Source organism: Pseudomonas sp. R62 (genome assembly GCF_000257605.1).
GTDB classification, from domain to species: Bacteria; Pseudomonadota; Gammaproteobacteria; order Pseudomonadales; family Pseudomonadaceae; genus Aquipseudomonas; species Aquipseudomonas atacamensis.
In genome coordinates this window covers 777656-779583 of the sequence record NZ_JH635998.1, presented here as the reverse complement: position 1 = coordinate 779583, position 1928 = coordinate 777656, and the positions used below count along the sequence as shown (strand labels likewise).

Genomic DNA, 1928 nt, shown 5'->3' with positions numbered 1-1928 from the left:
AGGCGTCCTTCATGATGAATTCGCGGCCGCGCATCAAACCGAAGCGTGGGCGGATTTCATCGCGGAATTTGGTCTGGATCTGGTACAGGTTGATTGGCAGCTGTTTGTAGCTGCTCAACTCGTTGCGCATCAGATCGGTGATCACTTCTTCGTGGGTCGGGCCCGCGCAGAAATCACGACCGTGGCGGTCTTTGATGCGCAGCAGCTCAGGGCCGTATTCTTCCCAGCGCCCCGATTCCTGCCACAGCTCGGCCGGTTGGGTGCTCGGCATCAACACTTCCAGAGAACCGGCAGCGTTCATCTCTTCGCGAACGATGGCTTCGACCTTGCGCATGACTCGCAGGCCCATCGGCAGCCAGGTGTACAGGCCCGAGGCAAGCTTGCGGATCATGCCGGCGCGCAGCATCAGCTGGTGGCTGATCACGACCGCGTCGGAAGGCGTTTCTTTCTGTGTGGCGAGCAAAAATTGACTGGTGCGCATGGTTGGCCGTTGTCGGTTGCTATGACTGGAAATGACGGAGCAGTGTACCGGCGAGTTTTGCTGACGTACAGAAGTGTGGCCGGCGGAAGGCGCCAGCGGCGGGATTCCTCCCGCCATTGGCGAAGCGTCCTACGATTCTTCGGTGACGGGCGTCGGTGCAGGCTCGGGCGTCGGTGTTTGTCCTTCGCGGCGGCGCTCCTGGAACCAGTGCAGCGCGATCAGTAGCAGCGTCGGCACGCCGAGCAGGGCGGTAATGAGGAAGAAGCTGTGATAGCCGAACTTCTCGACCAGCACGCCGGAATAGCCGCCCATCAGGCGCGGCAGCAGCAACATGATCGAGCTGAGCAGGGCATATTGCGTAGCGGAAAACTTCAGGTTGGTCAGGCTCGACAGGTAGGCAACGAACGCCGACGTCGCCAGGCCCGAGCTGAAGTTGTCGAGGGAAATGGTCACCACCAGCATCTGCAGGTTCGGGCCCATGTCCGCGAGCATGACGAACAGCAGGTTGGTCGCTGCCGAAGAAACACCACCGATAAACAGGATCGGCAGAATGCCGAAACGCACGATCAACAGGCCACCCATGCCGGCGCCGACGAGGGTCATGATCAGGCCGAAAATCTTGCTGACACTGGCGATCTGATCCTTGGTGAAACCCTGGTCAATATAAAACACGTTGGCCATGACGCCCATTACCGTGTCGGACATCCGGTAAGTGGCGATCAGGCCCAGCAGCAACAGCGCCTGCCAGCGATAACGCAGGATGAAGTCATTGATCGGCGTCAGTACCGGCGCCAGTCCGCGCCGGCCCATGGCCGACAGGCACATCCCCGTCAGCAATATGTAGAGGATGGCGCGCAGAAAGGCGCGATCTTCGAGGAGCAGGTCGAGCGGGCTCATGTCGCCAAACAGCACGCCGGCAAAATCCGTGTTGTACAGCTGGGTGAACATCGCCGGCACGGAAACCAGCAAAACGATCAGCACGAACACCGACATCAATTGATGCATGAACGTGTAGCGCCCGGCCTGCAACTGCGTGCGCAGCGGCACCGGTGGTTCGCGCATGAACAGCGTAGTCAGCAGTGCGGGCACCATCAATGCGCCAAACAGTACATAGGTGCCGGTCCACGCCGCGTGCTTATAGTTGAAGCCGGTTGAGCCGAAACCTTCGGCGAAGAACAGCGCGCCGGCGGTGGCGAGCAGGGCAGCAACACGATAACCGGACATGTAGCTGGCGGCGAGGGCGGCCTGGCGGCTGTCATCGGCGATTTCCAGGCGATAGGCGTCGACCGCGATATCCTGCGTGGCCGAGGCGAAGGCGACGACGACGGCAATGGCGATCAGCCAGGACAAATGTTTTTGCGGATCACAGAAGCCCATGCCGATCAGCCCGAGAATCACCAGTGCCTGGGAGAGCACCAGCCAGGAGCGGCGGCGGCCGAGCTTGCCC

At 60.9% G+C, this 1928-nt stretch carries 2 protein-coding genes; both read right to left on the bottom strand.

Going from position 1 to position 1928, the window contains the following annotated elements; all coding sequences use genetic code 11:
- The coding region (locus OQK_RS04970; RefSeq protein ID WP_038860581.1) for an aminoacyl--tRNA ligase-related protein at positions 1-481 on the bottom strand (481 nt) is incomplete at its 3' end.
- 129 nt (positions 482-610) lie between these two features.
- On the bottom strand, positions 611-1928 hold a 1318-nt coding region (locus tag OQK_RS04965), incomplete at its 5' end, for an AmpG family muropeptide MFS transporter (protein ID WP_016771392.1).